The organism is Synechococcus sp. LTW-G (assembly GCF_054459035.1).
In genome coordinates this window covers 48,336-72,504 of sequence record NZ_JBTKYW010000007.1, presented here as the reverse complement: position 1 = coordinate 72,504, position 24,169 = coordinate 48,336, and the positions used below count along the sequence as shown (strand labels likewise).

At 66.0% G+C, this 24,169-nt stretch carries 24 protein-coding genes and 2 tRNA genes; 14 read left to right on the top strand and 12 right to left on the bottom strand.

The genetic code is table 11. The annotated features are described in order from the left end of the window. Positions 1-24 precede the first annotated feature (24 nt). The 5 genes from psaD (at position 25) to ACXIQ9_RS10895 (ending at position 6,723) form a co-directional block, all read left to right on the top strand. Entirely contained in the window at positions 25-447 is a 423-nt protein-coding gene (gene psaD / locus ACXIQ9_RS10915) for a photosystem I reaction center subunit II PsaD (protein WP_185186211.1), read from the top strand. Between the two features lie 98 nt (positions 448-545). After that, a complete protein-coding gene (locus ACXIQ9_RS10910; RefSeq protein WP_459016665.1) occupies positions 546-2,066 on the top strand; it encodes an anthranilate synthase component I family protein in 1,521 nt (506 codons plus the stop codon). Further along, on the top strand, positions 2,063-3,220 hold the full coding sequence (gene gshA, locus ACXIQ9_RS10905; RefSeq protein WP_296416096.1) for a glutamate--cysteine ligase: 1,158 nt from the start codon (positions 2,063-2,065) through the stop codon (positions 3,218-3,220). The genes ACXIQ9_RS10910 and gshA overlap by 4 nt, the downstream gene beginning before the upstream one ends. Next, positions 3,217-6,243, top strand: a complete 3,027-nt coding sequence (gene ppc, locus ACXIQ9_RS10900) for a phosphoenolpyruvate carboxylase (protein ID WP_459016664.1) — start codon at positions 3,217-3,219, stop codon at positions 6,241-6,243. Before gshA ends, ppc begins: the two co-directional genes overlap by 4 nt. Before the next feature lie 12 nt (positions 6,244-6,255). Then, positions 6,256-6,723: an N-acetyltransferase gene (locus ACXIQ9_RS10895; protein WP_459016663.1), complete on the top strand. Its 468-nt coding sequence runs from the start codon at positions 6,256-6,258 to the stop codon at positions 6,721-6,723. Positions 6,724-6,782: 59 nt separating this feature from the next. On the opposite strand, the gene ACXIQ9_RS10890 is transcribed toward ACXIQ9_RS10895, so the two are convergent. Further along, positions 6,783-6,856, bottom strand: a tRNA-Arg gene (locus ACXIQ9_RS10890). Between the two features lie 29 nt (positions 6,857-6,885). Between ACXIQ9_RS10890 and recF the strand changes: the two genes are divergently transcribed. From recF to ACXIQ9_RS10875, 3 genes are all read left to right on the top strand, one after another. Beyond that, on the top strand, positions 6,886-8,064 hold the full coding sequence (recF, locus tag ACXIQ9_RS10885; protein WP_459016662.1) for a DNA replication/repair protein RecF: 1,179 nt from the start codon (positions 6,886-6,888) through the stop codon (positions 8,062-8,064). Between the two features lie 26 nt (positions 8,065-8,090). Next, on the top strand, positions 8,091-8,567 hold the full coding sequence (gene speD, locus ACXIQ9_RS10880) for an adenosylmethionine decarboxylase (RefSeq protein ID WP_010314867.1): 477 nt from the start codon (positions 8,091-8,093) through the stop codon (positions 8,565-8,567). A gap of 113 nt (positions 8,568-8,680) precedes the next feature. Then, entirely contained in the window at positions 8,681-8,950 is a 270-nt protein-coding gene (locus tag ACXIQ9_RS10875) for a Rho termination factor N-terminal domain-containing protein (RefSeq protein ID WP_010314868.1), read from the top strand. Here ACXIQ9_RS10875 and larE read toward each other — a convergent pair. Then, positions 8,940-9,797, bottom strand: a complete 858-nt coding sequence (gene larE / locus ACXIQ9_RS10870; protein WP_459016676.1) for an ATP-dependent sacrificial sulfur transferase LarE — start codon at positions 9,795-9,797, stop codon at positions 8,940-8,942. The genes ACXIQ9_RS10875 and larE overlap by 11 nt on opposite strands. 38 nt (positions 9,798-9,835) lie before the next feature. Between larE and ACXIQ9_RS10865 the strand changes: the two genes are divergently transcribed. Further along, positions 9,836-11,035: a cob(I)yrinic acid a,c-diamide adenosyltransferase gene (locus ACXIQ9_RS10865; RefSeq protein WP_459016661.1), complete on the top strand. Its 1,200-nt coding sequence runs from the start codon at positions 9,836-9,838 to the stop codon at positions 11,033-11,035. Between the two features lie 50 nt (positions 11,036-11,085). Here ACXIQ9_RS10865 and moeB read toward each other — a convergent pair whose 3' ends face one another. Then, positions 11,086-12,258 (bottom strand): molybdopterin-synthase adenylyltransferase MoeB, encoded by a 1,173-nt coding sequence (gene moeB / locus ACXIQ9_RS10860; protein WP_010314875.1) that lies wholly within the window; start codon positions 12,256-12,258, stop codon positions 11,086-11,088. 25 nt (positions 12,259-12,283) lie between these two features. Then, positions 12,284-12,760 (bottom strand): M67 family metallopeptidase, encoded by a 477-nt coding sequence (locus ACXIQ9_RS10855; protein ID WP_296416097.1) that lies wholly within the window; start codon positions 12,758-12,760, stop codon positions 12,284-12,286. Between the two features lie 42 nt (positions 12,761-12,802). On the opposite strand from ACXIQ9_RS10855, the gene ACXIQ9_RS10850 reads away from it, so the two are divergent. Continuing rightward, a complete protein-coding gene (locus ACXIQ9_RS10850) occupies positions 12,803-13,168 on the top strand; it encodes a CAAD domain-containing protein (RefSeq protein ID WP_010314878.1) in 366 nt (121 codons plus the stop codon). Between the two features lie 9 nt (positions 13,169-13,177). Here the strand turns inward: ACXIQ9_RS10850 and ACXIQ9_RS10845 are convergent, their stop codons facing one another. Next, positions 13,178-14,128, bottom strand: a complete 951-nt coding sequence (locus ACXIQ9_RS10845; RefSeq protein ID WP_459016660.1) for a fructosamine kinase family protein — start codon at positions 14,126-14,128, stop codon at positions 13,178-13,180. Between ACXIQ9_RS10845 and crtD the strand changes: the two genes are divergently transcribed. Continuing rightward, positions 14,121-15,623, top strand: coding sequence for a C-3',4' desaturase CrtD (gene crtD / locus ACXIQ9_RS10840; RefSeq protein ID WP_459016659.1), 1,503 nt, complete (start codon positions 14,121-14,123; stop codon positions 15,621-15,623). The genes ACXIQ9_RS10845 and crtD overlap by 8 nt on opposite strands. On the opposite strand, the gene ACXIQ9_RS10835 is transcribed toward crtD, so the two are convergent. Beyond that, positions 15,620-16,474 carry a prephenate/arogenate dehydrogenase gene (locus ACXIQ9_RS10835; RefSeq protein WP_459016658.1) on the bottom strand — a complete coding sequence of 285 codons (855 nt, stop codon included), beginning with the start codon at positions 16,472-16,474 and terminating at the stop codon, positions 15,620-15,622. The genes crtD and ACXIQ9_RS10835 overlap by 4 nt on opposite strands. Positions 16,475-16,515: 41 nt before the next feature. Between ACXIQ9_RS10835 and ACXIQ9_RS10830 the strand changes: the two genes are divergently transcribed. The 3 genes from ACXIQ9_RS10830 (at position 16,516) to ACXIQ9_RS10820 (ending at position 18,662) form a co-directional block, all read left to right on the top strand. Continuing rightward, positions 16,516-17,952 carry a helicase gene (locus tag ACXIQ9_RS10830; RefSeq protein WP_296416101.1) on the top strand — a complete coding sequence of 479 codons (1,437 nt, stop codon included), beginning with the start codon at positions 16,516-16,518 and terminating at the stop codon, positions 17,950-17,952. A gap of 46 nt (positions 17,953-17,998) precedes the next feature. Then, on the top strand, positions 17,999-18,241 hold the full coding sequence (locus tag ACXIQ9_RS10825) for a DUF2839 domain-containing protein (RefSeq protein WP_459016657.1): 243 nt from the start codon (positions 17,999-18,001) through the stop codon (positions 18,239-18,241). Positions 18,242-18,320: 79 nt separating this feature from the next. Further along, positions 18,321-18,662 (top strand): DUF1815 family protein, encoded by a 342-nt coding sequence (locus ACXIQ9_RS10820; protein WP_247479636.1) that lies wholly within the window; start codon positions 18,321-18,323, stop codon positions 18,660-18,662. A 65-nt stretch (positions 18,663-18,727) separates the two neighbouring features. On the opposite strand, the gene recA is transcribed toward ACXIQ9_RS10820, so the two are convergent. The 6 genes from recA to ACXIQ9_RS10790 form a co-directional block, all read right to left on the bottom strand. Then, on the bottom strand, positions 18,728-19,840 hold the full coding sequence (gene recA, locus ACXIQ9_RS10815; RefSeq protein WP_459016656.1) for a recombinase RecA: 1,113 nt from the start codon (positions 19,838-19,840) through the stop codon (positions 18,728-18,730). Positions 19,841-19,991: 151 nt separating this feature from the next. Continuing rightward, complete coding sequence (locus ACXIQ9_RS10810; RefSeq protein ID WP_459016655.1) at positions 19,992-20,741, bottom strand: HAD family hydrolase; 750 nt, start codon at positions 20,739-20,741, stop codon at positions 19,992-19,994. 40 nt (positions 20,742-20,781) lie between these two features. Continuing rightward, positions 20,782-20,853 (bottom strand) — tRNA-Gln (locus ACXIQ9_RS10805). 109 nt (positions 20,854-20,962) lie between these two features. Beyond that, positions 20,963-22,633, bottom strand: coding sequence for an AAA family ATPase (locus ACXIQ9_RS10800; protein WP_459016654.1), 1,671 nt, complete (start codon positions 22,631-22,633; stop codon positions 20,963-20,965). A gap of 16 nt (positions 22,634-22,649) precedes the next feature. After that, the gene (locus tag ACXIQ9_RS10795; RefSeq protein WP_459016653.1) at positions 22,650-23,702 is read right to left on the bottom strand and encodes a Light dependent period protein LdpA domain-containing protein; all 1,053 of its coding nucleotides are present in this window, start codon (positions 23,700-23,702) and stop codon (positions 22,650-22,652) included. Beyond that, the gene (locus ACXIQ9_RS10790) at positions 23,663-24,130 is read right to left on the bottom strand and encodes an NAD(P)H-quinone oxidoreductase subunit N (protein WP_296420540.1); all 468 of its coding nucleotides are present in this window, start codon (positions 24,128-24,130) and stop codon (positions 23,663-23,665) included. The genes ACXIQ9_RS10795 and ACXIQ9_RS10790 overlap by 40 nt, the downstream gene beginning before the upstream one ends. Positions 24,131-24,169 lie beyond the last annotated feature (39 nt).

The following is a 24,169-nucleotide window of genomic DNA, read 5'->3' as shown; positions in this document are numbered from 1 at the left end:
GCCGACACCCCCTCCGGAACAGCCATGACATTGAGCGGTCAACTCCCGAAGTACATCGGCAGCACCGGCGGTCTGCTCAACGCCGCTGAGACCGAAGAGAAGTACGCCATCACTTGGACTAGCGCCAAAGAGCAAGTCTTTGAACTCCCCACCGGCGGTGCTGCTCACATGAATGAGGGCGAGAACCTCATGTATTTCGCCCGCAAGGAGCAGTGCCTGGCCCTCGGCACCCAGCTGCGCACCAAGTTCAAGCCCCGGATCGAGGACTACAAGATCTACCGGATCTTCCCCGGCGGTGACACCGAGTTCCTGCACCCCAAGGATGGTGTGTTCCCCGAGAAGGTGAACGAGGGTCGTCAGATGGTCGGCCACAACGCCCGCCGCATTGGCCAGAACGGCAACCCCGCCAGCATCAAGTTCACCGGCAAGAACACCTTCGATTCCTGATTCAGGACCTGCACTGCTTCGAGCAACGGGCGGTGCTTCAACCTCTATAAAGGCGGGGCTAAGCGCCCCGTTTTTTTTGCCTGCCCGTCGTCGTAGTGATGCCCTCCCCTGACCGCGCGACAGTTCTGGCCCAGGCCAAGGCGGGCAGCAATTACATCCCGATCTGGCGCACCTGGCCGGCGGACCTGGAGACGCCCCTGACCACCTGGCTGAAGGTGGGTGCCGGCAGTGACCACGGTGTCTTGCTGGAGTCCGTCGAAGGCGGTGAGCGGATCGGCCGCTGGAGCTTTGTGGTCAGCGATCCGCTCTGGACCCTCAGTGTGCGCGGTGAGTCGGCGGAACAGTGCTGGCGCGATGGGCGCAGCAGCGCCCTCAGCGGGAACCCCTTTGATCTGTTGCGGGACACCCTGGCGGCCTACGACGCCCCAGCCGTTCCTGGTCTGCCTCCCCTGGGCCAACTGTTTGGTTTTTGGGGCTACGAACTGATTCGTTGGATTGAGCCCAGCGTTCCGATTCACCCCACCGATCCGGAGGGGCCGCCCGATGGCTGCTGGATGCTCGCTGACAGCCTGCTGGCCTTCGATCAGGTCAAGCGTCAGCTCACGGCCGTGGCCTACGTCAATCTCCACGACGAACCCGACGCGACCGCTGCCTACGACGCCGCGGTCGCGCGGTTGGACGCCCTGGAGCAGCGCATGCACCAGCCCCTGCCCTCCGGGGTGACACCCCTGGATTGGCGGGATGCCGATGCGGTGGATCTGCCGACCAGCAGCAACCGCAGTCGCGATGAGTTTGAAGCGGCTGTTCTGACGGCCAAAGAGCACATCGCCGCTGGGGATGTGTTCCAGCTGGTGATCAGTCAGCGCCTGGAAACGCCGGTTGAGCGGGAGCCGTTTGAGCTCTACCGCAGCCTGCGGATGGTGAATCCGTCTCCCTACATGGCCTTCTTCAACTTTGGAGGCTGGTACCTGATTGGCTCCAGCCCTGAGGTGATGGTGAAGGCCGAGCCCATGGCCGATGGCAGTGGCCGGGTGAAGGCCTCCCTGCGGCCCATTGCGGGCACCCGCCCCCGGGGACGGAGTGAAGCTGAGGACCTGGCGCTCGAGAAGGATCTCTTGGCCGATCCCAAGGAGCGCGCCGAGCACGTGATGCTCGTGGACCTCGGCCGCAATGACCTGGGCCGGGTCTGTGTGCCGGGCAGCGTCAGCGTCAGCGAGTTGATGGTGATTGAGCGCTACTCCCACGTGATGCACATCGTCAGTGAGGTGGAGGGATTGCTCGATCCGGAGCGGGATGTCTGGGATCTGTTGATGGCTTCCTTCCCGGCTGGCACCGTCAGCGGTGCGCCGAAGATCCGGGCGATGCAGTTGATCCATGCCTTGGAACCCGATGCCCGGGGTCCCTACTCCGGGGTCTATGGCGCCATGGATCTCAGCGGGGCGCTGAACACGGCGATCACGATTCGAACCATGGTCGTCCTGCCCGATGGGGACGGTCGCTGGCGGGTTCAGGTCCAGGCCGGTGCTGGCTTAGTGGCTGATTCGGTGCCTGCGTCGGAATTCCAAGAGACCCTCAACAAAGCCCGGGGCATGCTGAAGGCTCTGGCTTGCCTGGCATGAGCAGCCCTCTGTTGCTCAAGGGTTTTGAGGTCGAGCTCTACACCGGCCGTCCCGACGGGACGGTGGTGGGATGTTCGGCTGAAGTCGCGGCGGCGCTCGAGGGGTTTGTCACCGAGCCCGATTGCCGCAATCTCGAATACATCACCCCCCCTGCGGCCAGCTACGCCACCCAGCTGGCCCTGCTGCTGGAGCCCCGGCGGCGGCTGCGCCCTTGGCTGGCCCAACGGGGACTGACCCTGCTGCCTGGCAGCACCTTGAGCACCGGGGATAGCCAGCGTTTTGAGCGCTCAGACCCGAAGAACCCTTATCACGCCTACATCGAGGCCACCTACGGCACCCGGGTCGTGACCGCCAGTGTCCACATCAACCTGGGGCTCACCGATCCGGATCAGCTGTTTGCGGCCTGCCGCCTGGTGCGTTGTGAGGCGGCCTTGCTGTTGGCCTTGAGTGCCTGCTCGCCCTTCGTCGATGGGCAGGTCACGGGCGCCCATTCCCAGCGTTGGCTCCAGTTCCCGCTAACTCCTGAGCAGGTGCCCCTGTTCTTGAACCACGGGCACTACATCGACTGGGTGGAGCAGCAGCTGCAGTTAGGCACGATGCAAAACGTGCGCCATCTCTGGACCTCCGTACGCCCCAACGGTGAGCGGCGCCCCTACGACCTCAATCGCCTGGAGATTCGCATCTGTGACCTGGTGGCGGATCCCCAGTTGCTGTTGGCCCTGACGGCGTTTGTGGAGCTGCGCATTCACCAACTCCTCCGAGATCCTGCGGCCTGCGACCCGCTGCAGGCCAGTGACTTGGATCCCCAAGCCCTGGCAGCCCTTGCCGATGCCAATGATCAGGCGGCGGCGCGCAGCAGCCTGGACGCTGAACTCCGCCACTGGCGTGATGGTGCACCGATCACGGCCCGCGCATGGATTGCCGCTGAGCTCGCCGGTCTGCAGTCCCTGGCCGGGGAGCTGGGCCTGGCTGAGCTGCTGCTTCCCCTTCAGCAAGTGTTGAGCCAGGGCAACCAGGCGATGCAATGGCTGGAGGCCCATGCCCAGGGCGCGTCTGTGGCAGAGCTGATTGCCTCGGCCGCAGCGGATCTCGAGCAGTTGGAAACCCGTCTTGGTGCGCAAAGCACCATCAACGAGGCAGGCACTTTGGGATGATCATGCAGCGCACCCCTGCCGAAACCGCCTCTATGGGGCCCACCCTCGCCGCAACTGAAGCCTCTGCTCCTGCGGCTGAGCCTCGGGTCACCCGACTCCTTGGCGATCGGTTGGAGCTGGTGGAGGACCTCTGGCAGACGGTGCTGCGCAGTGAATGTCCTGCCCCCCAGGCGGAACGGTTGCTGCGGATGAAAGCGTTGAGCAACCGCATCGACGGCGGCGCTCCCGACCAGGCATCCGAGGCGGCGACCGAGGAGATCGTGCAGCTGATCCGCGACATGGATCTGGCTGAAGCCATTGCTGCCGCTCGCTCCTTTTCCCTCTATTTCCAGCTGGTCAACATCCTTGAGCAGCACATCGAGGAGGACAGCTATCTCGCCAGCCTTCGGCCCCACCACGCTGAAGAGCTGAGCGATCCCTTTGTTCCGCCCCTGGCGAGCCAGAGTTCGCCCGCGACCTTCCGGGAGCTCTTCACCCGGCTGCGGGGCCTTGGCGTTCCTCCGGCCCAGATCGAGCAGCTGCTGCAGGAGCTCGATATCCGGCTGGTGTTCACCGCCCACCCCACGGAGATCGTTCGTCACACCGTGCGCCACAAGCAGCGCCGGGTGGCCTCCCTGATCCAACAGCTCCAGAAGAGTCAGCTGCTGCATCCCGAGGAACGGGACAACCTCCGTCAGCAGTTGGAGGAGGAAATCCGCCTCTGGTGGCGTACCGACGAGCTGCACCAGTTCAAGCCCTCCGTCCTCGATGAGGTCGATTACGCCCTGCACTACTTCCAGCAGGTGCTGTTTGAGGCGATGCCCCAGCTGCGCCAGCGGATTCGCACGGCCCTGGGTGCCAACTACCCCGATGTTCTGCCCCCGAGCGACGCCTTCTGTACCTTTGGCTCTTGGGTTGGATCCGACCGCGACGGCAACCCCTCGGTCACCCCGGACATCACCTGGCGGACGGCGTCTTATCAGCGTCAGCTGATGCTCGATCGCTACTTGGCTGCGGTGGAGGACCTCCGCGATCAGCTGAGTATTTCGATGCAGTGGAGCCAGGTCAGCGCTCCCCTGCTCGAGTCCCTCGAGATGGACCGCCTTCGCTTCCCGGAGGTCTACGAAGAGCGGGCGGCCCGCTACCGGCTGGAGCCCTATCGCCTCAAAATCAGCTACGTCATTGAGCGGCTGCGGCTGACCTTGGCCCGCAACCAGCAGCAGGCGGCTGCCGGCTGGGATGCGCCCCACGAACCGCGGCCGGCCCAGCCCGACTTTGGCAATCAGGGCGCCATGCCCGCTCCCCCCGCACCGGAGCTGCACTACGGAACGGTCGATGAGTTCCGCACCGATCTGGAGCTGATCAACGGAAGCTTGCAGGGCAGCGGCTTGAGCTGTGAGCCCCTGGACAACCTGATCGCCCAGGTCCACACCTTCGCGTTCTGCCTGGCCAGCCTCGATATCCGCCAGGAGAGCACCCGCCACAGCGATGCCCTCGATGAGCTGACCCGCTACCTGCAGATGCCCACTCCCTATGGGGAGATGGACGAGGAGCAGCGGATCAGCTGGTTGATGTCTGAGCTACAGACTCGCCGTCCGCTCATTCCTGCGGCCGTCAAGTGGAGCCCCCTGACGGCTGAAACCTTTGATGTTCTGCGCGTCGTCAAACGGCTGCAGCAGGAGTTCGGCTCCCGCATCTGCCGCACCTACGTGATCTCGATGAGTCACACGGTGTCGGATCTGCTTGAGGTGTTGTTGCTGGCCAAGGAGGCCGGCCTGGTAGATCCGACCGCCCAGCGCTCCGACCTCTTGGTGATCCCCCTGTTTGAAACGGTGGAGGATCTCAAGGCTGCTCCTGGCGTGATGGAGCGGCTGTTCAGCGAGGACTTTTATCGCCAGCTAATCGCGAGCTCCAGCCCCAACGGACGGCCGCTACAGGAGCTGATGCTCGGCTACTCCGACAGCAACAAAGACTCCGGCTTCCTCTCTAGTAACTGGGAGATCCACCAGGCCCAAATCGCTCTGCAGCAGTTGGCAAGACGCCATGACGTCTGCCTGCGCCTCTTCCACGGCCGCGGCGGCTCCGTGGGACGGGGCGGTGGTCCGGCATACCAGGCGATCCTGGCGCAACCCAGCGGCACCCTGAATGGCCGCATCAAGATCACCGAGCAAGGGGAGGTCTTGGCCTCCAAGTACTCCTTGCCGGAGCTAGCGCTCTACAACCTGGAGACGGTTACCACCGCGGTGATTCAGAACAGCCTGGTCACCAGCCACGTGGATGACACGCCGGACTGGAATGAACTGATGGTTCGGTTGGCGGCGCGCTCCCGCAGCCACTACCGCTCCCTCGTCCACGACAACCCTGATCTGGTCGGCTTCTTCCAGCAGTGCACCCCGATCGAAGAGATCAGCAAATTGCAGATCTCCAGCCGTCCTGCCCGGCGCAAGAGCGGTGCCAAGGATCTCTCGAGCCTGCGCGCCATCCCCTGGGTGTTTGGTTGGACCCAAAGCCGCTTCCTGCTGCCCAGCTGGTTCGGCGTGGGCACGGCCCTGCAGGAGGAACTCAGCGGGGACCCCGGTCAGATGGAGTTGTTCCAGCAGCTCTATCAGCGCTGGCCCTTCTTCCGCATGCTGATCTCGAAGGTGGAGATGACCCTCTCCAAGGTCGACCTGGATCTGGCCCACCACTACGTCCAGTCCCTGGGACGCCCGGAGTCCCGCGAGGCCTTTGAGGAGATCTTCGCGGTGATTGCCCGCGAGTTTGTGCTCACCCGGGATCTGGTCCTGGCCATCACCGGCCATGAGCGTCTGCTCGATGGGGATCCGGCCCTGCAGCTCTCGGTTGAGCTGCGCAACCGCACGATCATCCCGCTGGGATTCCTGCAGGTGGCCCTGTTGCGGCGGCTGCGGGATCAGAACCGCCAGCCGCCCATGAGCGAAGAGGCGGCCCGCGACGACGGCCGGACCTACAGCCGCAGTGAGCTGCTGCGCGGTGCGTTGCTGACGATCAATGGCATTGCCGCGGGCATGCGCAATACCGGTTGAGGCGCGGCGGCCTTGCTTGATTCGCTTCTGATCCCCTTCCGCTCGCAGCCCCAGCCGCCGGCGTTGCCCCTGGGCTACAGCCTTGAGGGTCAGCAGTCCCCCAGTGGGGTAGAACTCAACAGACTGCTCGTGCAGTGCGGGGATCCCCAGCGGCTGGAGGAGCGGCTCGAGCAGGCCCTTTCTCGCAGCGCCTGGCAGTTCAGCGTGCGCAATGCCACTGGTGTCTTGGTCGGTTTTGTGCGAGCAACCAGCGACCTGGCCCTCAATGCCAATCTTTGGGATCTCTCAGCGGATCCACAAGACCCTGAGCAGGCCCAGGTGCTTCGAGTGATCGTCCATGCCGCCATGGCGCGGCTACGGCGCGAATTGCCCGGATGCAGCATTTCGGTGGCGGCCCCCAGCGTGGCCCTCGAGGCGCTCAAGCAAAACGGATTTGTCGTGGACCCCGGCGGTATTCGGGCCATGGGTCTGCGCCTCTAGGCCACAAAAAAACCCCGCCGCAGCGGGGTGATGTCGGTGACGGGTCTAGGACCTGATCACGAGCATGGAGGGACTCGAACCCCCGACCCTCAGAACCGGAATCTGATGCTCTATCCAACTGAGCTACATGCCCATGCGGCCTGAGCAAGATCTGTTGCTCAGATGGGTCGTGTGCAGGCAGCAGACCACCGTCACCGCCTTACCTTACTGGTCAGACGGCCCCAGAGACCCATTCGGCTGCACCGCCTGGAGCTGCGTCAGTTCCGTAATTACGGAGCGCTGAGCCTCACCCTCGAGGCCCCGAGATTGCTGGTGATTGGCCGCAATGGGGAGGGCAAATCCAACCTGCTGGAGGCAGTCGAGCTGCTCGGCAGTCTTCGTTCCCACCGCTGCAGCAGCGACCGGGATTTGATTCAGCAGGGGGAGCGGCAGGGGTTGATCGCCGCCGACTGTGACGGCGGCGATCGCCTGGAGTTGGAATTGCGCCGGCAGGGGGGGCGGCAGGCCCGCCGGAACGGCAAGGTGCTGGAGCGTCAGCACGAGTTGATTGGTCCCCTGCGCTGCGTCGGTTTCAGCGCCCTGGACCTGGAGCTCGTGCGCGGTGAGCCTGCCCTGCGCCGGCAGTGGCTGGATCGGGTGGTGCTGCAGCTTGAGCCGGTCTACGCCGAGTTGCTCAGTCGCTACGGCCGCCTGCTGCGTCAGCGCTCCCAGCTGCTGCGGCGGGGATTCCCCCAGTCCCAGCTTGAGGGGCTGCTGGATGCCTTTGATCAGCAGATGGCCTTGATCGGAACCCGGCTACACCGCCGGCGCCTGCGGGCGCTGCGGCGGTTGGAACCCCTGGCCCAGGCTTGGCAGCACCGCCTCAGCGATGGCCGTGAACTCTTGGGTCTGCGCTACTGCCCCGGCAGTCAGCTGGAGGGTGAGGAGGCGGAAGCCCCCTGGCGGGATGCCCTGGCGGAGCAGTTGCTGCTGCAGCGCCCCCAGGAGTTGCGACTGGGTCAGTGCAGCGTCGGCCCCCATCGCGATGAGGTGGCGATGGAGCTGGGCGGCCAGCCGGCCCGTCGCTATGGATCAGCGGGACAGCAGCGCACCCTGGTCCTGGCCTTGAAGATGGCGGAGCTCGAGCTGGTGCATCAACTCTGGGGCGAGCCACCACTGCTGCTGCTGGATGACGTCTTGGCGGAGCTCGACCCCGGGCGGCAAGAGCTGTTGCTGGAGGCCGTGGGCCAGGGGCATCAGTGCCTGGTGAGCGCGACCCACCTGGGGGCCTTTAACGGCGGTTGGCATCAGGGTTCTCAGGTGGTCACCGTTGAGGCAGGAATGGTGCTCCCTGGCCAGTAAAGTCTTGAACTCTTTGCCTCACGTTGATGAGCCAAGCAGCCTGTCTCCACCCCAACCCGGGATGGACTGGAGCTGAGACATTCTCCGCTAGCCCCCAAGCACCCAGTGCCACCGACATGGTGGGTAAACACTGCATCCTCGAGCTGTACAACTGCGACGCTGACAAGCTCGACGACGAAGCTTTCATCAGGAACGCCCTCACCACCGCTGCGAAGCGTGCTGGCGCGACCCTGCTCAATCTGATCACCCACCACTTCCAACCCCAGGGTGTGACGGGGCTGGCCCTTCTGGCCGAATCCCATATCTCCATCCACACGTGGCCCGAGTCGGGCTATGCCGCTGTGGACGTGTTCACCTGCGGTGACCACACCATGCCCGAGCGGGCCTGCATCGTGCTGAGCGAAGAGCTCAACGCAGGTAACTACAAGCTCAAGAGCTTCCGCCGCGAGACCCCTGAGGCTGTGGCCGACGCCGAGCGTGAGCCCGATCTGATCGCAGCCTGATTGCGATCGAACACCGAGCCTCCCGCCAGCTGGGGGGCTTTTTTGTGCCCGTGCACCAGTGGCGTCTCTTGGAAGGATTGGCTGTAATGCCGCCAATCTCGATCTCTCCCCCCATGCAGGAGATCACCTTTGCCATCGAGGCGGCGCTGATCACCGGCGGCAGCTTGGCGCTGTTGACCCTGGCCTCCCGGGTCCCCGCCGCCGCCGATCAGGCGCTCGCCGCTCCCCCCGCGCCACCGAAGCTTGACCACCGTCCCTCCCCGCGCACCCAGTTGGAGGGCCAGACGGTGGTGCAACTGCAGCAGCTGGCCCGTGCCCGGGGGCTCTCCGGAGTGAGCCGCCTGCGCAAGGCAGATCTGATTGAGGAGTTGCTCAGCGCTTGAGGGCCCGGTTGAGCTTTCCGCTCACCAAGCCCTCAAGATCCAGGCTGACGGCGCTGAAGCCCAGGCCCAGCAGGGCCTCCACAACGGCAGTGCGGGTGGGCTCCTCCACCAGGCGTTGCAGGGCTGAGGGGGGCACCTCGATGCGGGCCGTTTCCCCCTGGCTGCGCACCCGCAGTTCCTGAAATCCCCTCTGCCGCAGCCAGGCTTCGGCGGCCCCCACCCGCTGCAGTCGCTCAGCGTTGATGCCTTCGCCGTAGGGAAAACGTGAGGCCAGGCAGGGTTGAGCGGGCTTGTCCCACCAGGGGAATCCCAGGGCCCGCGAGAGGGCACGCACCCCGGCTTTGTCGATCTGCAGTTCCGCCAGGGGCGAAGAGACCCCCCGCTCCCGCGCCGCTTCGATGCCGGGGCGATGGTCGCCGAGGTCGTCGCGGTTCACGCCATCGAGAACGCTGGCACCGCGCCATTGCTCGTCGAGTTGGCCGACCAGTTCAGCGATCACGCTGTGGAGTTCCCGCTTGCAGGCGTAGCAGCGGTTCTCTGGGTTGCTGCTGTAGGCCGGATCGTTCAGCTCGGCCGTGGGCAGTTCCTGCTGCTGGATGCCCATCCAGGTCGCCTGCTGATGCGCTTCTGCTCGGAGGTGGGGCGCCAAGGCCGGTGAGATGCCGGTGACCGCCAGGGCGCGATCGCCCAGCTGTTCAGCTGCGATGGCGGCCACCAAGGCACTGTCGACTCCGCCGGAGTAGGCGACGATGGCCGCCGGAAGCGACGCAATGCGCTGCCGCAGGGCCCCGAGGGCCTCCACCAAGGGAGGCTCCAGTTGTTCAACGATGGGGTGCCCTGGCTTCAAAACACTCTCGTTAGGATCCAACGGTAAGAGGCTCGTCGATGGCTCCGCAGGCAACCTCTGCCAGCACTAGTCGCAGCACCGGACGCGGCATTGGGATCCGAACCGCCGCCGATGGCAGCGAGCGCAGTCGCGGCCAGGTTCACGTCTACGACGGCGAAGGCAAAGGCAAAAGTCAGGCGGCCCTCGGGGTCGTCCTGCGGACCATTGGCTTGGGCATCTGCGAGCAGAAGCAGACCCGAGTGCTCTTGCTGCGTTTTCTGAAGGGGCCCGGTCGCTCCTACGACGAAGACGCGGCGATCGAAGCCCTGCAGCAGGGTTTCCCCCATCTGATCGACCAGGTCCGCACCGGCCGCGGCGAATTTTTTGGCGCCGATGAGGTCACCCGCGTGGACGTGCAAGAGGCCCAGCGGGGTTGGACCATCGCCAAGGGGGCCATCGCCAGCGAGCTCTATTCGGTGGTGGTGCTCGATGAGCTCAACCCCGTGCTGGATCTTGGCTTGTTGGATGCCGAGGAGGTGGTGCGCACCCTCTCGGCCAAACCCGCCGGCATGGAGGTGATCGTCACCGGTCGGGGCGCTCCTCGCTCCTTGGTGCAGATTGCAGACCTCCACTCGGAGATGCGCGCCCACCGGCGCCCCGATACCCCGGCCTTCGAGGAGCAAGCCGGTGAGCCGGTCTTGGCGGGCCTCGAGGGGGTTGAGGTCTACACCGGCGAGGGCAAGGGCAAGTCCACCAGTGCCCTGGGCAAGGCCCTGCAGGCCATTGGCCGCGGCATCTCCCAGGACAAAAGCCACAGGGTGTTGATCCTGCAGTGGCTCAAGGGGGGCAACGGCTACACCGAGGACGCGGCGATTGCGGCCCTACGGGAGAGCTACCCCCATTTGGTGGATCACCTGCGCTCGGGCCGGGACGCCATCGTCTGGCGCGGTCAGCAGCAGCCGATTGATTACGTCGAGGCCGAGCGCGCTTGGGAGATCGCCCGTGCGGCGATCTCCAGTGGTCTCTACAAGACGGTGATCCTCGATGAGATCAACCCCACCGTTGATCTCGAGTTGATTCCGGTCGAGCCGATCGTGCAAACCCTGCTGCGCAAGCCGGCTGAGACTGAAGTGATCCTGACCGGACGCTGCAAGCACCCCCCGGCCTACTTCGATTTGGCCAGCGTCCACTCCGAGATGGTCTGCCACAAGCACTACGCCGAACGTGGGGTGGACCTCAAGCGCGGCGTGGATTACTGAGCGCTGACCATGAAAAAAGCCCGGGGAGTCCCCGGGCTGAGGGCTTGCAATCAGTAGCGGGGGACTGAGCTGTCCACCTCTTGGCTCCAGGCATCGATGCCGCCGGCCACGTTGATGCCTTCAACGCCGTGGCGCTTCAGGGCAATCAGGGCCTTGGCGCTGCGGCCCCCGAGCTTGCAGTGGACGTAGAGCTGCTTGCCGTCGGCCAGCTGCTTGATCCGCTCCACGGCGGTTCCGTTCTCGATGTGGTCGAGGGGAATCAGCTCGGCTCCTGGGATGACCGCAATCTCCGCTTCGGGCGGGTTGCGCACGTCGATCAGCACCATGCCGGAGGTGTCCCCATCCAGCAGGGTCTTCAGTTCGCTGACGCTGATGCTTTCGACGGAGCCGGCTTCCTCTTGGCCGGGTGCGGTGCCGCCGACCCCGCAGAACTCCTGGTAGTCGATCAGCTTGTCGATCACCGGACGCTCCGGGTTGGGGCGCAGCTTCAGCTCCCGGAACTTCATGCCCAGGGCATCAAACAACAGCAGGCGCCCGCTGAGGGTGGTGCCGATGCCAGTGATGATCTTCACCGCCTCGGTGGCCTGGATCACGCCGATGATTCCAGGCAGAACGCCCACCACGCCGCCCTCGGCGCAGGAGGGAACCATGCCCGGCGGCGGGGGCTCAGGGAAGAGGTCGCGGTAGTTGGGGCTTTCGGCATCCAGGTTGAACACCGTGGCCTGGCCTTCAAAGCGGAAGATCGAGCCGTAGACGTTGGGCTTGCCCAGCAGCACGCAGGCGTCGTTCACCAGGTAGCGGGTGGGGAAGTTGTCGGTCCCGTCGCAGACGATGTCGTAGGGGCGAACGATGTCGAGGGCGTTCTCGCTGCTGAGGGCCGTCTCGTAGAGATCGACTTGGCAGTGGGGGTTGATCTCGAGGATTCGCGCCTTGGCCGATTCGATCTTGGGTTTGCCGACCCAGCTGGTGCCGTGGATCACCTGACGCTGCAGGTTGGAGTGATCCACCACGTCGAAGTCGACGATGCCGATGCGGCCGACGCCAGCCGCAGCCAAATAAAGGAGCAGAGGGGAGCCCAGTCCGCCGGTGCCCACGCAGAGGACAGAAGAGGCTTTGAGCCGCTTTTGACCCTCCATGCCCACTTCCGGCAGGATCAGGTGGCGCGCAAAACGGGCCACCTCATCGGGGCTCAGCTCGATGCCGGTGGTGTCAAGGGGAAGCATGGAGTGCCGATCGCTTTCCAGCTCCCTACTTTCCCAAACGCTGGTCCCCTGCGGCCAGCCCCTGTCGCAAAGGCAATTCACGGGGCTCGCAGGCGTCGTCATCTCCGGACAGCCACCAGGCCCGCCAGCGCTCGTTGCCCAGGCCTGAGGCGATCACCATCAAGGTGGGCCCAAAGCAGAGCTCCCGGTCGGTTTGGGACGGGATGGCGGCGCTGGTGGGATGGCTGTGGGCTGAACCGATCACCTGGAGCCCATGCTCCCGGGCCCAGCGTTGCGCGAGCAGCTGCTCGCGGGGATCGAGCAGGAAGCGGTGGTCCCGTTCCCGGGCCGGTTCCCAGCGGTTGCAGCAGGGCCAAACCCGATGCAGCTCCAGGCTTTTGCCCTTGGTTTTACCCAGCAGGAGAGCACAACCCTCTTCCGGCAGGGCGGCGTTGAGGGTTCGCTCCAAAACCATCAGCCAATGACCATCAACGCGCAACTGGTCTGGCGCTTGGGCAGTCACCCGGATACCTTGTGTCGAGGTTTTTAATCCAAGCCCATCCTGATGACCGACGACAGCAACGATCTGAAGGAATCGGCAACTCCAGCTGCAGAAGAGGCCGGCGCGAATTTCACCGAGCGCTACACCGAGGTGCTCTCCAAGGTCAACGAGACCCTGGACAAGGTGGACTGGAACCAGATGGGCCGCATCGGTAAGGGTGTGGGCGTTCTGGTGATCGTGATCGTCGCCCAGGTCCTGATCAAGGGCGTGCTGGACACCATCAACCTGCTGCCTGTGGTTCCTGGTCTGCTGGAGCTGCTGGGCCTGGTGGTCGTGGGTCAGTGGAGCTGGAAAAACCTCACCACCAGCGACAAGCGCACCGCCGTGATCAACAAGGTCCAGGGTCTGCGCAAGGAATACCTGGGCTGATTCAGTTTCTTATTGCCACTCGCGAAGGAGCGCGGTGATGCTGGCGGCACTTTGCTGCCAGTAGCCACCGCCAAAGAGATTGGCGTGGTTGAGCAGGTGATACAGGTTGTAGAGCTCGACCCGCCGCTGGTGGCCCGCTTCCAGGGGCCATTCCCGTTCGTAGCCGTTGAAGAAGCTGCGGGGGAAACCGCCGAAGAGCTGGGCCATGGCTAGATCTACCTCCCGGTCCCCGCGGTAGACGGCCGGATCAAAGATGGCGCCGCCGCCGCCCTGAAGCAGTGCAGCGTTCCCGCTCCAGAGGTCGCCGTGCACCAGTGCAGGCTCCACCGGGTGCTCCGCGAGCCAGAGCGGTACTTGCTCGACCAGGGCCTCGGCTCCAGGAAGCGCGTGTCCTGAGTCGGCCGCCCAGCTGAGCTGGGGCCTGAGCCGCTGCTCGGCAAAAAACGCGCCCCAGGTCTTTCCCCAGCGGTTGGCTTGGGGGCCAGAGCCAATGAAGTTGTCGCGCTCCCAGCCGAAGCGTCCGTCATGGCCAATGAGGCTGCCCCGGTGCAGCTGGGCCAGTCCGGCCCCTAGGGCCTCCCAGGCCTGGGCTGGATCCGTTGGCGTGCCGAGCTCCAGCCAGTTCAGCAGCAACACGGCTTCGCCGCCGGCGAGGCCCAGGCCGCAGGGCCGCGGAACGCGCAGGCTCGATTGCCCCTGCTCGATGGCCCTGGCCAGGGCCTCCAGCCCCTGGGCTTCAGCCTCGAGCACCGGCAGCAGTTCGGCGCGGTTGGTTTTGGCGAAGAGCTCCTGCCCATCGGCCAGGGTCAGCCGCCAGGCGCTGTGGATGCAGCCTCCACCCACCGGTGAGCGCTTCAGCAGCCGGGCCCCGCTGGTGGCCTCGATCCAGTCTGAGAACGCCTGCGGGATGGCCACGACGCGGTGGAGGGAGGGGCGCTGCCAGCATGCCGCGATGGGCAAATCCTGTGATGTTGCAGTCGTTGGAGGGGGCATTGCCGGCCTGACCGCAGCCGCACTGCTGGCCGCAGAAGGCCTGCAGGTGGAGTTGCTGGAGGCCCACAGCCAGACCGGTGGCTGCGCTGGAACCTTTCGCCGTGGTCCCTACGTCTTTGATGTTGGGGCGACCCAGGTGGCGGGGTTTGAGCCGGGGGGGATCCATCAGCGGCTGATGGCCCATTTCGGCGTCCCTCTACCCGAGGCCACTCCCTTGAATCCCGGCTGCAGCGTGCAGCTCAACACCGCTGAGGAACCGGTGCACCTCTGGCGGGATCCCGAGCGTTGGCGCCAGGAGCGCGAGCGCCAGTTCCCAGGAAGTGAACGGTTTTGGGCCCTCTGTGCCCTGTTGCACAGCAGCAATTGGGCCTTCGCCGCCCGTGATCCGGTGCTTCCGCCACGCACGCTCTGGGATCTGCGCCAACTGCTGGGGGCGATTGGGGCCGGCACCTTGGCCAGTGGCCTGTTCACGACCGCCACGGTTGCCGATTTGCTGGTGCTCAGCGGCTGCGCGGGGGATGCGCGCCTGCGGCGCTTCTTGGATCTTCAGCTGCGCCTTTATTCCCAGGAGCCGGCCGACCAGACGGCGGCCCTGTACGGGGCCACGGTGTTGGCGATGGCCCAGGAGCCGCTCGGGCTTTGGCACCTCCACGGCTCGATGCAGCAGCTCTGCCAGGCCCTCGAGCAGGTTCTGGAGGCCAGGGGGGGGAGCCTGCGCTTGCGCCATCGGCTGAGCCAGATGCGCCCTGGCGGAAGTGGTTGGCAGCTGAGCGGTGAGGGGCCAGGCCAGAAGCCCTTTGCGCTGGAGGCGGCCGATGTGGTCTGTGCGCTGCCGCCTCAGACCTTGCCGGCTCTGCTCGGAGAGTCCCTGCCAGCGGCCTATGGCCGTCGCATCGCCGGCTTCCCGGATCCGTCGGGCGCTTTGGTGCTTTATGCCGCGGTGGATCGCGATCGCCTGCCCAAGGGACTGGGGCTGCATGCCCAGCTGGATTGGCAGGACCCCGGCAGTGTCTTTCTCTCCTTCAGCGCCGAGGGCGATGGACGGGCCCCGGCGGGGCAGGCGACCTTGATTGCGAGTGTCTTCACCCCGGCCAAGCCTTGGTTTGATCTGCCTGAGCCTGAGTACCAGCGCAAAAAACAGCAGGCGATGGCGGGGATCCAGGCGGCGCTGGAGGCCTTCTTGGGTCTGAGGCTGGAGGACTACCGCCATGCTGAGCTGGCTACCCCGCGGGGGTTTGCGGGCTGGACGGGCCGACCCTTCGGCTTTGTCGGTGGCCTGGGCCAGCACCCGAGCCGCTTTGGTCCCTTTGGCTTGGCCAGCCGGACTCCCCTGGCAGGGCTTTGGCTCTGTGGCGACGCGATCTATCCCGGTGAGGGCACCGCTGGGGTGAGCCTCTCGGCCTTGATGGCCTGCCGCCAGTTACTGCAGAGCAAGGGGCGCTCCCTGGTGCTCAGCAGCTAGAGGAATTCAGGTCGCAGGGCATGGCAGTGCACCAGCTCCTGCTGCAGGGCCTCCCACTGCTCTCCCTCCACCAAGCTCTGCAGCTGTTGCAGTTGCCATTGGTACTGCTCCAAGGCGCTCAGAACGGCGGCGCGGTTCGTGCGCGCCATCAAGGTGCCCAGTTCGGGATTGCCGCCGCCGATGCGGCTGGTGTCGGCGAAGCCGCTGGAGGCCAGGGCCCGCACGAGGGCTGGGGCCGCGGTTCCGCCGCTGTCGGCGCTCTGCAGCAGCGCGGCACTGACGAGGACCGGCATGTGGGAGATCAGGGCCACGGCCTGGTCATGAGCCGCGGCGGAGCACTCCAGCCAGTGGGCGCCGATGCTCTCCGCCAGGCCGCGCACCGCCGTCAGAGCGTCTGGATCGGTCTCTGCTGTGGGGGTGGCAACCCAGGGACGCCCTTGAAAGAGGCCGGCAAGGCCCGCCTCCACCCCGGCTTGGGCCGTCCCCGCCATCGGATGGCTCGGCACGAAGCGCCGGTGCAGCGATGCCCAGCGCTCCTGGATCGGTTGCTTGACCGATCCCACATCCGTTATCACGGCGTCGGCCGGCAGGGCCGCCACCAGGCTGGGGTCTGGTTCCAGCAGGCGATCCAAGGGCAAGGCCAGGATCACCAAACCGCAGTCCTGCAACACCGCCGGATCGGTGTCGATCCTCTGGGCCAGCCCCCGCTCCTGGGCCCGCTCGGCGGTGCTGTGGCGATGGACCAAGGCTCGGACCTCGAGTCCCTGGGCTTGCAGATCCAGGCCCAGGGATCCGCCGATCAACCCCAGGCCCACGATCCCGATGGGTCGCTCTCGCCAGTGGGTTGTCATCGCTGAACAGTTGTCTCGTCCCAGCTTCCTACGATTCCCCGATGTTGGAAGCCAAGGCCCACCAACAGCTCAAGGCGCTCCTCCGCCTGGAGGGGGAAACCCGCTGGCCCCACCACCTCACCTTGAGCCGGTTGGTGGCCCGCAGCCTGCGGCGCTCGGATCAGACCTTGGTGCGTCTGGCCCCCGGCAGTGATCCCAGCTGGCTGCTGGGTCTATTGGTGCCCTTGGCTCTCAACAACAGCCCCGTGGCGTTGGTGGTCAGCCCGGCCCTGCGCCAGCGTCTGTTGACGGTGGAGTTGCCCCGGCTCCAGGCCGTTGGCTTGAACCTGCCCTGCTGGGAGGGCACCACGGCACCGGAGTCGGCACCGCTCTGGCTGCTGCAGCACGACGCCTTGGTGGCGGCCTGGCGTAGCGGTCAACTGGCGGACCGACAGCTGGTGGTTCCGGAGGGGGAGCTGCTGCAGCCGCTGCTGCGGCAGGCCCTGGAGGTGGTGATTGAAACGGAGCACTGGGAGCAGTTGCGCCGCAGCCTTCCCGCCGCTGCCCCCAGCCTGCTGCAGCTGCATGAACGCTTGAGTCGCCGGCTGTTGGCCCGGCCCTGCGGGCCCCATCAGCGGGTTCCCATCACTCCAGATGATGAGGCCCCCTTGCGGCAGTTGCTGGGGGTCCTGTCTCCCCTGCCGGAGCCCTGGCCCCAGTGGCTTGCGGTGGCGGGCGAGGACTGGACCAGTTGGGCCTCGGTCAATCCAACCCTGCTGCAGTGGACCCTGCATCGCCAGCCCCTGGATCCCTGCACCGTGATGCCCGGGCTCCTCAGCGGCCGTGGCTTGGTGGTGGTTGGCCCCTGGCCGCAACCGGCCCCTTCAGGACTCGGGATTGAGCCCCAGGTGGAGGTGAGCCTCGCGGATCCGCCCCTGCTGGATCCCTTGCCCCTGTTTGCTCCCCAGGGGCAGGCCCTGCCGAATGCTCCCCACTACCCCAGCCATCTGCTGGATCAGTGCCGCCGCTTGGTCTTGGGGCAGGCCGGCCTGACGGTGGTTGTGCTTGATGACGAGGGGTTGAGGCTGGGACTGACCAGTGCCTTGGCCGCGGAATTCGGCAGTCGAGTGGGCCATGAGCTCACTGCCCCTGAGGCCAATGGCGTCCTCTGCTGCAGCTGGAGTTGGTGGCTTGAACATCAACAGCGATTGCCGTTGCCCTGTCAGCTGATCGCGGCCACCCTGCCCATCTCGAGCCTGGAGGACCCGCTCACGGCGGCTCGGGTGGCGGCTCTGCGGTTGCAGGGTCGTGATTGGTTCCGGGAGCTGCTGCTGCCTGAAGCCCTGGGCCGACTGCAGCGCTCGATTGCTGGTTTACGGCGCAACGGCGGTCGTCTGGCCGTCCTTGACGGCCGCTTGAGGCGCCGGGGTTGGGGCCGCCAGGTGCTCGAGGCCCTGGAGCCCTGGGTGGCCCTGCATCGACTGCTCCCCAACCCGTAAGTGGCCTAGTCCCCGTAGCCTGACCGCGCCGCGCAGCACAGCAGCAATGGGAGAGGCCAAGCGTCGCTCGGAACAGGGTCTGCCCCCCCGCGAGAAGAAGAGCGAGAAGGCCAAAGACACCTCACCGCGTCTGGCTCCTTGGCTGCCCTTGACCCAGCGCCAGGGTGAGCAGTTCGTCTCCATCACCACCCGTGGCGCCTGGATCGGCATTGGTGCACTGGTGCTCTTCTGGCTGACGGTGCGCTTCCTCGGCCCCGCCTTGGGCTGGTGGACCCTGGCCGACGGTTAATCGTCAGGGGGCGAACATCCTTGCTCGCGCAAATCTGAAGAAAAGATTAGGATCGATCTATTCTTGAGTTGCGGCGGTCATGTTCGCGCGCCTAGCTGAGCAGTACCGCTCCGTTGTTGAGGACTTGGTGATGAGCCTGCGTGCTCTTGCTGAAGGTCTGCAGCGTCAGGGAATTGCCGCAACTTGCTATGTCTGCGGCGATGGTCAGGACGGCCACGGCGCATCCTTCGTCGCCAGCTTGGGCGATGAGCACATGGTGCGCTTTTTGGTTTCGGATTTCGGCATCAGCTGGGTGGAGTCCCGCAACGGCCATGAGCTGGTGAAGCTTGAGGGTGCTGAGGCCATTCAGGAGCTGGAGCGCTTGAGCGCCAACCTCCGCGCCCTCGCTCAGCCTGCGGTGGCCGCGGCGCCGGTTTCTTAGGCCCGAGCCAACCAGCAAAAAGCCCCCGGGTGAATCACCCGGGGGCTTTGTTGTGCCTGGAGGCCTTAGCTGGCGGCGGGTAGGGCCTGGTCCTTGTCGGCGCTGGTGCTTCCAGCGGCGGCCAACTTGGCAGCGGCGGTGGCGACGGGCTTCAGCGAGTCGGTGGTTTCGCTGAGTTTTTGACGCACCTTCACTTCAATGGCCTCTTTCTCGGTGCTGTTCTGCTCGAGCCAGGTGATGGTGTTATCGCGCCCTTGGCCGATGTTGTCGCCTTCGTAGCTGTACCAAGCGCCTTTGCGAACAACGACACCGTGCTCTTCGGCGAGATCGAGCAGGCAGCCCACGGTGCTGATTCCACGGCCGAAGAGGATGTCGAATTCCGCGATCCGGAAGGGCGGGGCCACTTTGTTTTTGGCCACTTTCACCTTGGCGCGGATCCCGAATTCTTCGGTGCCCCGCTTGAGGGTCTGGATGCGGCGGATGTCGAGGCGGACTGAGGCGTAGAACTTCAGGGCGTTACCGCCGGTGGTGGTCTCAGGGTTGCCGTAGGTCACGCCAATCTTTTGGCGGAGCTGGTTCAGGAAGATCACGGTGCAACCGGACTTGCCGATGTTGCCGGTGATTTTGCGCATCGCCTGGCTCATCAGGCGGGCCTGGCTGCCGACGGCGAGGTCCCCCATCTCGCCCTCGATTTCCGAGCGGGGCGTCAGCGCTGCCACTGAGTCCACCACGACGATGTCGACGGCTGCGGAGCGCACCAGTTGATCAACGATCTCCAGGGCCATCTCGCCGGTGTCCGGCTGGGAGACCAGCAGGTTCTCGATGTCGACGCCAAGGGCCGCGGCATAGACGGGGTCCAGGGCGTGCTCGGCGTCGACGAAGGCGGCTACGCCTCCGCGGCGCTGCACTTCAGCGATGGCGTGCAGGGTGAGGGTCGTCTTACCAGAGCTCTCCGGGCCATAGACCTCAACAACCCGTCCCTTCGGGTAGCCACCGCCGAGGGCGAGGTCGAGGGTCAGGGCGCCGGTGGGGGTGGTCTCGATCCGCATGCGGGAGGCATCCCCCAGGCGCATGATCGAGCCCTTGCCGAAGTTGCGCTCGATTTGGTTCAGAACGAGGCCAAGGGCCTTGTCCCGCTCAGGACTTTTGGCGCTGGTGCTCTTGTCGTCAGCAGGCATATCGCGAAAGGGTTGAAGGAGCGGCCGCGCAGCGGGTAGGCCAGTTCGGTGGTGCCATCCTGGGCGACCTCTGTGAAAGAAGTGCCACCCCAGGCGCCAGGTGTTTCACCGGAGCGAACCCTGGCCTGTAGTACAGGCGTACCCTAGCGGCTTAGGGCCAGCTCGCCAAGGGTCCGGCAAAGCGCTGGGGCTCCAGCAGTTGGATGCCCTCGGGCAGTTGTTCGCGGTCGTGGGGGCCCAGGTAGCCCCAGGAGACCAGAAAGCAGCGCACCGCCTCCAGCCCCGGTGTGCGGCGCACGGTTTCCAGGGTGACCCGCCGGTCCTCAACAAACCAGAGGGGGCGTCCCTGCTTCCTGAGTCCCAGCAGAACCTCTGGCTTGCTCCCTTGTTCGTGGCCGTAGACCGCCTGGGGGTGCAGGCCGTAGCCCGTGAGCAGCTCCCGAGCAAAGTTCCCACCTTTGGTGGTCAGCACCAGCCAGGGGCTGCCTTCGCTCTCCAGGGCCCGCAGTCGCTCGGGGATGCCTGGATAGGGGCTGTGCAATGCCCTCCAGCCGCTGGGGTCCTGCTGGATCGCTTCGCCGCGGAGGTCCTCCAGGGCGCTTTGGAGCTGCTCCGCTGAAAAACCCCAGCGCGCCAGGGCCGTTTGCGTGTGCTCCTCGTAGGCGCTGACGTAGTGGCCGACGTCGAGATCGCTGCGGGAGAGCTCCAGGGCCACGAGGACCATCTCCCAGCCCTTGTGGATCAGTGGTCTGAGGGCGCCGAAGGCCTCCGGAGCCACTTCCGGCAGGTGGCACTCGGGCGCCAGAAATTGGGCGGCCCTGCGGGCGCTCCACCAGTACTCGCGCATCCCGTCGACCAGGACGCCGTCAAAGTCAAAGACCAGCAGTGGTTGGAGGCTCATGAGGCTCCAAAGCCCTTGCGGTGGCTTGGATCTTGTGAAACTGGGCCGCTAGGATTCGAACCTAGGAATGGCGGGACCAAAACCCGCTGCCTTACCACTTGGCGACGGCCCAACGCGCTGCTTGCAAACCCCCAGGAACTGGCGGTGTCATCAGCACTCAGATAGTTACCCACAACGGGTCGACCTTCGTCAATCTCACTGGGCCATCTCGGCCGAGTGACTCAGCGGGGGAAGAGCCGTAGGCGCAGCTGGCTGCCACTGCCGAACTCGGCGGAAGTCAGTTGGTAGCGGGCCGCCAGTTCCGCTTGCATCCGCCGGATGGCCTCGGTGCGGGGTAGTAACTCCACCGGCTGCCCCTGGGGCAGGACGACCTGCTCGACGGCCAGGCGGCATTCCTCGAGGGCTTCGAGCGCATCGTCTCTGGAGCTGGCGGCTGCGGGGCGTGCCGCGGCGTTGGTGGCCTCTGGGCGATCCTCTCGGCGCTGCAGCAGCCTCTCCAGGCCCCGTTGAATCTGGGGCAGGGTGTCGGCCTTGATCACAAGGATCGGCAGGCCTGCATCCTGGGCTCGCCGGCGCAGCTCAGGGCGCTGGCCCAGTTGTTGCCGCGCCGCCAGAACGACGTCGGCCTCCTCCACCGCTTCGACCAATTGCACGGGGAGACGCCGGCTGCGGATGGCCTGGTCAATCAGGGGTTCGCTCAGCCCTGCATTGAACAGATGCAGGGGTGCGCTTGGCGTCTCGGTTGGCGGGCTCGCTTCCGGATCCGGGAGGGGACGCAGGGCGAGGTTGGGCTGCGCTGAGACTCCAGCTGGTTCCTGGATGCGCCGAACCGGTGCGGCGGCGGGGGACTGCCGGGGGCTGGCCTTGGGCGCCAGCGGCTCACTCAGCTGCAAGCGCCCCTGGTCATCGAGCTGCCGGACCTGGGGACGCGGCAGCTGACCGCGCAGCAGGAGGTCCACCGTGCGGGCGACGTCGCGATGCACGAGCCAGCGGTCGCGGCTGTGCATTTCCACCGCCATGGGGAAGGTGGGTTCGGCGGCGCGCTCGAGGACGGTCTTTTGCGTCCGTCGCCGCCGGGCCTCCTCGTCGCCGAGGGTGACGGATTCGATGCCCCCCACCAGGTCGCTGAGGGTGGGGTTTTTGACCAGATTGGCGAGCTCGTTGCCGTGGGCCGTGGCCACCAGCATCACGCCCCTCTCCGCGATGGTGCGCGCCGCCTGGGCCTCCAGCTCCGTCCCGATCTCATCGATCACGATGACCTCGGGCATGTGGTTCTCCACCGCCTCGATCATCACCTGGTGCTGCAGCTCCGGCCGGGTGACTTGCATGCGCCGGGCCCGGCCGATGGCGGGGTGAGGGATGTCCCCGTCGCCTGCAATTTCGTTGCTGGTGTCGATCACGACCACCCGCTTGTCCAGCTCATCGGCCAGAACTCGCGCAATCTCTCGAAGGGCGGTTGTTTTGCCGACGCCTGGGCGCCCCATCAGCAGGAGCGACTGACCGGAATCCATCAGGTCCCGGACCATGGCCACGGTGCCGAAGACCGCTCGGCCGACCCGGCAGGTCAGGCCGACGACGTCGCCGCTGCGGTTGCGAATGGCGCTGATGCGGTGCAGGGTCCGCTCGATGCCCGCTCGGTTGTCGCCTCCAAAGGTTCCGAGTTGTTCGACCACCGCCGCCAGATCGCTGCGCTCAATCGGGTTCGCCCCAAGGGGGACGGCACGTCCCGGGTAACGGGCCTCAGGGATCCGGCCGAGATCGAGGACGACCTCAAGCAATTGCTCACGGGCTTCAGCTGAGCCCAGGGCACTGCGCACGGCCTCGGGCAAGACCTCGAGCAGGCGATCGAGGTCATCCGTGATGCGTTGCGGGCTGATCGGTGCTGAAGCCATGGGGGCGTTCTAGCGATTAGCGCTCCAGCCAGGGTTGGATGAGGGCCATCACGCTGGTGCTGGCGATCGCTTCGAGCTCGGGAATGTCCCTCAGGGGCTGCCCGCGCTCATCGGCTTCCTGCAGCCAGGGTTGCAGCAGGCTGCGGGCCATCCCGCCAAAGGCAACACCGGCTGCCCGGTGGCTGGGGCCCAGGAGCTCAATTGTTTTGCCGTTGGTTCCCCCGGCCAGTTGCAGCGGGCCTGGCGGTGCCCAGGGGGCGATCGCCTCCAGCAATTTCACGGCGGAGCGGGCGGTCCCAACTCCGACATCCCCGCTCATGGGACGACCATCGAGCTGCCAGAGCGGCCGGTAGCCCGCCTGGCGCAGGGCGCCAAAGCGCTGCCAGAGCTCCCTGGCGAGCTCTCGGCTACTCAGGGGTGTGGTCTCCTGGCTGCCGGCGCCCCGCTCGAGTCCGCAGCTGATCGCCAGGCGCTGAAGGGGAACACCGCTGGCCTTGAGCTGGCTCAGGCGGGCTTCGAAGGCGCTCTGCCGTCCCGCCTGGGTGTGCAGTTCAACCGCATCCGGGTTGATGCTCCGGAGGAGTTCGGGGACCGCTTCGGCGCTGAGCCACTGCTGCTGTTCATCGATCAGGCCCAGGGGGCAGGCGGGCAGGCAGCGCCCACAGCCGTAGCAGCGCTCCGCCTGGACGCCGCCGTGATCGCCAATGGCCAAGGCCGGGCAGACCTTTTGGCAGGGCCTGGGACAGTCGCTGGGACAGCGGCTGGGCTCAAAGCTGGCCTTGCGGAAGTGGGGGTCGGCGCCGTCGCTGAGGCTGACCATCAGCCAGGGGCGCTGGGCACCCCGGGTCACAGCCCAGTCCATGCCGCGCCTGGCGGCCTCCGCAACGCCCGTATCGGCGGCAATGTCGATGCAGTGGATGCCCGCTGCGGTGTAGAGCGCGCAGAGGTCTTCGATGGCCGCCAGGTCTTGATTCCCGGCGCCGCAGATCAATTTGACCCAGCGGCCGTTTTGAAGGGCCGCCTCTGGGGTCAAACGGCTGCGGTCAAAACGGAGCTCAGGGGCTGCCATCGCAGGGCACGGGCGCCGCCCATCTCCACGACGATCTTCAGGCGGGGCTCCCGTTGGGTCAGGTTGATCAGCGACTCGAGCTCAGCGGTGGAGAGGACCTGCCCCTCCAGCAGCCAAAGCAGCACAGGGGCGTCGCCCTCAAAGAGGTGTCCCAGTTGTGGGGTGGCCATTTGCACCTCGCCAACGGCCGCGCCGCGGCCAACGCTTTGGTGGCCGAGGTGGGGAGGACGCACGCCGTGGGACTGCAGAAGGAAGGCTTCTGGATCCCCCAGGCCGCGTGCGGAGGTGAGCTGGGCCCGGTAGCCAGCGGCGCGCATCCGGCGCAGCAGCCTGGTCTCGGCGCCACCTTCTAATGGTGCGTAGAGGGCCAAGGCGCCCGCCCGCTCCAGCTCCTGGCGGAAACCGCGGCCGGTGAGCAGCAGGGGCATGGGGGCGGATCAGCGCTTGCGGAAGTCTGGCAGCTGATC

Bases quoted from the DNA above. Each gene is read 5' to 3' on its own strand.
- psaD (WP_185186211.1), top strand. From the start codon at position 25: ATGACATTGAGCGGTCAACTCCCGAAGTACATCGGCAGCACCGGCGGT.
- ACXIQ9_RS10910 (WP_459016665.1), top strand. From the start codon at position 546: ATGCCCTCCCCTGACCGCGCGACAGTTCTGGCCCAGGCCAAGGCGGGC.
- gshA (WP_296416096.1), top strand. From the start codon at position 2,063: ATGAGCAGCCCTCTGTTGCTCAAGGGTTTTGAGGTCGAGCTCTACACC.
- ppc (WP_459016664.1), top strand. From the start codon at position 3,217: ATGATCATGCAGCGCACCCCTGCCGAAACCGCCTCTATGGGGCCCACC.
- recF (WP_459016662.1), top strand. From the start codon at position 6,886: ATGGGTCGTGTGCAGGCAGCAGACCACCGTCACCGCCTTACCTTACTG.
- speD (WP_010314867.1), top strand. From the start codon at position 8,091: ATGAGCCAAGCAGCCTGTCTCCACCCCAACCCGGGATGGACTGGAGCT.
- ACXIQ9_RS10875 (WP_010314868.1), top strand. From the start codon at position 8,681: ATGCAGGAGATCACCTTTGCCATCGAGGCGGCGCTGATCACCGGCGGC.
- ACXIQ9_RS10865 (WP_459016661.1), top strand. From the start codon at position 9,836: ATGGCTCCGCAGGCAACCTCTGCCAGCACTAGTCGCAGCACCGGACGC.
- moeB (WP_010314875.1), bottom strand. From the start codon at position 12,258: ATGCTTCCCCTTGACACCACCGGCATCGAGCTGAGCCCCGATGAGGTG.
- ACXIQ9_RS10850 (WP_010314878.1), top strand. From the start codon at position 12,803: ATGACCGACGACAGCAACGATCTGAAGGAATCGGCAACTCCAGCTGCA.
- crtD (WP_459016659.1), top strand. From the start codon at position 14,121: ATGGGCAAATCCTGTGATGTTGCAGTCGTTGGAGGGGGCATTGCCGGC.
- ACXIQ9_RS10835 (WP_459016658.1), bottom strand. From the start codon at position 16,474: ATGACAACCCACTGGCGAGAGCGACCCATCGGGATCGTGGGCCTGGGG.
- ACXIQ9_RS10830 (WP_296416101.1), top strand. From the start codon at position 16,516: ATGTTGGAAGCCAAGGCCCACCAACAGCTCAAGGCGCTCCTCCGCCTG.
- ACXIQ9_RS10825 (WP_459016657.1), top strand. From the start codon at position 17,999: ATGGGAGAGGCCAAGCGTCGCTCGGAACAGGGTCTGCCCCCCCGCGAG.
- ACXIQ9_RS10820 (WP_247479636.1), top strand. From the start codon at position 18,321: ATGTTCGCGCGCCTAGCTGAGCAGTACCGCTCCGTTGTTGAGGACTTG.
- recA (WP_459016656.1), bottom strand. From the start codon at position 19,840: ATGCCTGCTGACGACAAGAGCACCAGCGCCAAAAGTCCTGAGCGGGAC.
- ACXIQ9_RS10810 (WP_459016655.1), bottom strand. From the start codon at position 20,741: ATGAGCCTCCAACCACTGCTGGTCTTTGACTTTGACGGCGTCCTGGTC.
- ACXIQ9_RS10800 (WP_459016654.1), bottom strand. From the start codon at position 22,633: ATGGCTTCAGCACCGATCAGCCCGCAACGCATCACGGATGACCTCGAT.
- ACXIQ9_RS10795 (WP_459016653.1), bottom strand. From the start codon at position 23,702: ATGGCAGCCCCTGAGCTCCGTTTTGACCGCAGCCGTTTGACCCCAGAG.
- ACXIQ9_RS10790 (WP_296420540.1), bottom strand. From the start codon at position 24,130: ATGCCCCTGCTGCTCACCGGCCGCGGTTTCCGCCAGGAGCTGGAGCGG.